This window comes from Pseudonocardia sp. 73-21, from assembly GCF_001899645.1.
GTDB lineage: Bacteria > Actinomycetota > Actinomycetes > Mycobacteriales > Pseudonocardiaceae > Pseudonocardia.
On sequence record NZ_MKVV01000110.1, the window covers coordinates 62,839 to 67,627 of the forward strand.

The window sequence follows — 4,789 nt, forward strand, 5'->3', positions numbered from 1 at the left end:
CGTCGACAACCCCGCCCGCCTCGACGCCGCGCTCGCCCGGTTCACGCCGCCGTACGTCGTCAAGGACGACGGGCTGGCCGCGGGCAAGGGCGTGGTCGTCAGCCCGGATCTCGACGTCGCCCGCGCCCACGCCATGACGCTGCTCGACGGCGGCCACCCGGTGCTGCTCGAGTCGTTCCTCGACGGGCCCGAGGTGTCGCTGTTCTGCCTGGTGGACGGCGAGACGGTGGTGCCGCTGCTGCCCGCCCAGGACTTCAAGCGCGTCGGCGACGACGACTGCGGCCCCAACACCGGTGGTATGGGTGCCTACGCCCCGCTGCCGTGGGCGCCCGCGGGCCTCGTCGACGAGCTGGTGTCCGACGTCGTCGCGCCCGTCGCCGCCGAGATGGTGCGCAGGGGCACGCCGTTCTCCGGCCTGCTGTACGCCGGTCTCGCGCTCACGTCGCAGGGGCCGGCGGTGGTGGAGTTCAACTGCCGCTTCGGCGACCCCGAGACGCAGGTCGTGCTGGCGCTGCTGCGCTCGTCGCTCGCCCGCGCCCTGCACGCCACGGCCACCGGTGCGCTCGCCGCCGAGCCGCCGCTGCAGTGGGCCGACGGGGCGGCCGTCACGGTCGTCGTCGCGGCCGAGGGCTACCCGGGTCCGCCGCGGCTCGGGGACGTCATCTCCGGGGCCGAGGCCGACGGTGTGCTGCACGCCGGCACGCGCCGCCGCGACGACGGCGCCGTGGTGTCCGGGGGTGGGCGCGTGCTGTCGGTGGTCGGCACCGGCGCCGACCTCCAGGCGGCCCACGACGACGCCTACCGCCGTCTCGAGGGCGTGCACCTCGCGGGCTCGCACCACCGCACCGACATCGCGCTGAAGGCCATCCGCGGCGAGATCGCCGCACCGGCCTGAACGGACGCGCGGAACGCCTCCCGGTTCACTCGAACGGGTGATGATCATAACGATCGGTCACTATCGCTTAGTCCCAAAGGTCGAGGCCGAGCGACTGAACGGCCCTGCGTGGGTGGGTTACTGTGACGCTGGGCAAGTTGCGTTGCTTTCGGGGGCCGAGCATGGTCGGGGCACCCCGGAGGTCCACCTCGTCGTCGCTCCCCGTGACATCCGACGTCGGGCCACCGGAGACGTTCGCTCCCCGAGGACTGAGGACTTCCATGACCCACGCACGTCACGCCGCCCCCGGACACGCCGCGAAGGTCGCCGGCCGTATCGCGCTCGGTGTGGTCGGCGCCCCGGTGGCGCTGTTCGCCGTCGCCGGCCCCGCCAACGCCGCGGAGATCACCGCGCCCACGACCGACGCTCCGGTCTCCGACGCCGCGTCGGAGGCGAGCCCGTCCGCTCTCGCCCTGCCGGCCCTGCCCGACGTGGGCAGCAGGCTCCCGGACCTCCTCGGGTTCGAGCTGCCGAGCGTGCCCGGGCTCGACGCCCTGCCCAGCGCCGACAGTGTGCCCGGCCTGCCCAGCGCCGACAGTGTGCCCGGCCTGCCCAGCGCCGACAGTGTGCCCGGCCTGCCCAGCGCCGACGCCCTGCCCGGCCTGCCCAGCGCCGACGCCCTGCCCGGCCTGCCCTCGCTGCCGGGCGCGGACGCGCTGCCGAGCGCGGACAGCCTGCCGTCGCTGCCGAGCGCGAACGGCACCGACAGCACGGCCGGCACCGACAGCGCCGGCACGGATGGCACCGACCCGGCCCCGTCGGTCGGCAGGCGCCACGCCGCGCCGCTCCTCTCGGTCGAGGTGAACGCGCCGGGCGCGGACTCCCTGCCGTCGTTGCCCGGCCCCGGCTCGCTGCCGAGCCTGCCGTCGCTGCCGGGCACCGGCTCCCTGCCAGGGGCCGGCTCCCTGCCCGGTGCCGACTCGCTCCCGTCGACCGGCACCGCCACCTCGACCGCAGGCCTGATCACCGGCCTCATCTGATCCTCCTGGCCAGCCGGCCGGTCACGTCATCGGACGTGGCCGGCCGTCGCGCGTTCTAGGCTCTCGCAGTGACTGCTCCTTCTTCGATGCCCGCCGTGGCCCGCCGGGCACAGATCCCGCCCTTCCACGTCATGGACGTGTGGCAGGCCGCGGGCGAGCGCCAGCGCACCCACGGCGACCTGGTCAACCTCTCCGCGGGCCAGCCCTCCACACCGGCCCCGGTCGCGGTGCGGGAGGCGGCGACGCGGGCCATCGCGCACGAGGTGCTCGGCTACACGGTGGCGCTGGGCATCCCGGAGCTGCGGGAGGGGATCGCCGGCCACTACGCGCGCACCTACGGCCTGGAGGTGCCGGCCGGGCAGGTCGTGGTCACCACCGGCTCGTCGGGCGGGTTCCTGCTGGCGTTCCTCGCGGCGTTCGACGCCGGCGACCGCGTCGCCATGGCGCGGCCCGGCTACCCCTGCTACCGCAACATCCTCGCCGCGCTGGGGTGCGAGGTGGTGGAGCTGCCGTGCGGGCCGGAGACGCGCTACCAGCCGACCGTGGCGATGCTGGAGGCCCTCGACGAGCCGGTCAAGGGGCTGATCGTGGCCAGCCCGGCCAACCCTACGGGCACGGTGATGGCCCCCGAGGAACTGCGGGCGCTGGCGTCGTACTGCGAGCGCACGGGCGTCCAGCTGGTCAGCGACGAGATCTACCACGGCACCTCCTACGCCGGCTCGCCCGCGACGTCGTCGGCGTGGAGCACCAGCCGCGAGGCGATCGTCGTCAACTCGTTCTCCAAGTACTTCTCGATGACGGGCTGGCGCCTGGGCTGGCTGCTGATGCCGCCACGGCTGCTTCGCGCGGCCGACTGCCTGGCCGGCAACTTCACCGTCTGCCCGCCCGCGCTGGCCCAGCAGGCGGCGCTCGGGGCGTTCGAGGAGTCGAGCTACGCCGAGGCCGACTCGCACGTGGCCCGCTACGCGGTGAACCGCGGCCTGCTGCTCGACGGGCTCGCGCGGCTGGGCATCACCCGGCTCGCCCCGGCCGACGGTGCCTTCTACGTCTACGCCGACGTCGCGCACCTCACGTCGGACTCGATGGACCTGACCTACCGGCTGCTGGCCGACATCGGAGTGGCCGTGGCGCCGGGGCTGGACTTCGATCCCGTCGACGGCGGACGCTGGATCCGGCTGTCGTGCGCGGGCGCCACCGCCGACGTCGAGGAGGCGCTACACCGACTGGGCGAATGGTTGAGCCGCACCGGGTCTCCTGCGCATGACGACCGTCACCACCGCTGACGATCCGCGCACGGCGACGGTGATCGAGTTCCCGGGCGAGCGGCGCGGGCGCCACCGGAACGGGTCTCCTGCCGCTACTTCCGCTCAGGAGGGTCGGCGGTCGAGCCACTTGTCGATATCGGACACGACCTGCAGGTGACGGGACTCGAACAGCGGGTAGTGCGAAGCATCCGGGATCATGTCCAGCGTGACCTCCGGACTGCCGACGTAGCGCGCGGCCTCCTGCTTGCCGGCGAGGGCCGGCGGCCCGAACACCGCGTCCGCGCTGCCGAACATCACCAGCACCGGAACGTCGATCTCGCCGAGGTGCAGCACGTCGGCGGCGATGCCCGCCGGAACCGACTCGATCTGGCCGCAGGGATCGACGTGCAGCGGCGGCACGGCCCGGCGGACCTCGGGGCCGGCGCTGTTGAAGTAGAACTCGTCGCGGGCGTTGTCGAAGAATGTCGCGTAGCCGGGGGTATCGGGATCTCCGCCGGCCAGGCAGCGGGCGACCACGTCAGCCGTCTGCGCCGCGGTGAACGGGGTCGCGGCCACGTCACCCCACGACAAGTTGATCACGCCGTCGGTGTCGTGGAAACTGTAGGCCTCGACGTTGGCGATCAGCCCGCCGACCGAGGACCCGGCGGTGTAGACGCGGGAGAACTTCGCCGCGGTGGCGGCGTCGGTGTGGTAGTCCCCGGCGCGGAGCCGGCCGATGATCTGGTGGGCCACGGTGGCTTCGGAACCGAAGCACGTGCCGGCACCGGCGGGCTTGTCACTGGAGCCGTAGCCGAGCCGGTCGATGATGACCGAGACGTGGCCGTTCCGCGCCTGCTGGTCGGCGTAGTCGTAGCCCGGTATGTCCAGGTTCCAGTAGTACTCACCCAGGGTGACCGCGTGCAGGTACAGCGTCGCGGCGTCGGGGTGGTCCAGTGCGCCCTCGGGCGCCACGATGTGCCCGCGCACGGTGTAGGTCCGGCCGTCGGCGGCGCACGGCACCGGGGTCTGGTTGGTGTTGTGCACCGTGAAGGAGACCGGGACCTGCACGACGTGCTCGGGCGGGGTCGCCAGGGGCGGGACCCCGTTGGTGCCGCCCGCGAAGGCGGGCACCGCCGCGGCCACCGCCACAACGGCCGCACCCGCCGCCGTCAGTAGCATTTTTCGTAGCACGGTGCCATCTCCCTCGACCACTTGCGCGATTGACCAGGAAACGAGGGGATGCCCCACCAGGTCACGACCCTGAAGGGTGATCTGGTGGGCTTCCGGACCCGTGCCGGCCTGTCGGGAGAAGGTGTCGCAGTGACCTTCTGCGCGGCGGATCGTTGATGCGAGCGACAGTGGGTGTCCGGGCCTCATCCGGGCCGCGGAGGTATGACGATGACAATCCAGCTCGCCGAGGCGCCGGTCGTCGGAAGTCCTGCGGTCAACATCGCGGTGTTCGCGGTGTTCGCACTGGCGACCCTTGTCGTGGTGTACCGGTCCGGGCACGGCAGCAGATCGGGTGCGGACTACTACACAGGTGGCAGTGCCTTCACCGGGGCCCAGAACGGCACGGCGCTGGCCGGTGACTACCTGTCCGCGGCGGCGTTCCTGGGGATCGCGGGCGCGGT

At 73.0% G+C, this 4,789-nt stretch carries 4 protein-coding genes and 1 pseudogene; 4 read left to right on the plus strand and 1 reads right to left on the minus strand.

Annotation, left to right across the window (positions count from 1 at the left end; translation table 11 throughout):
* The 3 genes from purD to BGP03_RS34770 form a co-directional block, all read left to right on the plus strand.
* The coding region (purD, locus tag BGP03_RS34760) for a phosphoribosylamine--glycine ligase (protein ID WP_299738916.1) at positions 1-895 on the plus strand (895 nt) is incomplete at its 5' end.
* Positions 896-1,155: 260 nt separating this feature from the next.
* Entirely contained in the window at positions 1,156-1,914 is a 759-nt protein-coding gene (locus tag BGP03_RS34765; protein WP_298799201.1) for a hypothetical protein, read from the plus strand.
* A gap of 86 nt (positions 1,915-2,000) precedes the next feature.
* The gene (locus BGP03_RS34770; RefSeq protein WP_298799257.1) at positions 2,001-3,197 is read left to right on the plus strand and encodes a pyridoxal phosphate-dependent aminotransferase; all 1,197 of its coding nucleotides are present in this window, start codon (positions 2,001-2,003) and stop codon (positions 3,195-3,197) included.
* An 84-nt stretch (positions 3,198-3,281) separates the two neighbouring features.
* Here the strand turns inward: BGP03_RS34770 and BGP03_RS34775 are convergent, their stop codons facing one another.
* On the minus strand, positions 3,282-4,406 hold the full coding sequence (locus tag BGP03_RS34775) for a hypothetical protein (RefSeq protein ID WP_296376684.1): 1,125 nt from the start codon (positions 4,404-4,406) through the stop codon (positions 3,282-3,284).
* Positions 4,407-4,556: 150 nt separating this feature from the next.
* Between BGP03_RS34775 and BGP03_RS34780 the strand changes: the two are divergent.
* Positions 4,557-4,789: pseudogene (locus BGP03_RS34780) on the plus strand (cation acetate symporter); the annotation flags it as partial.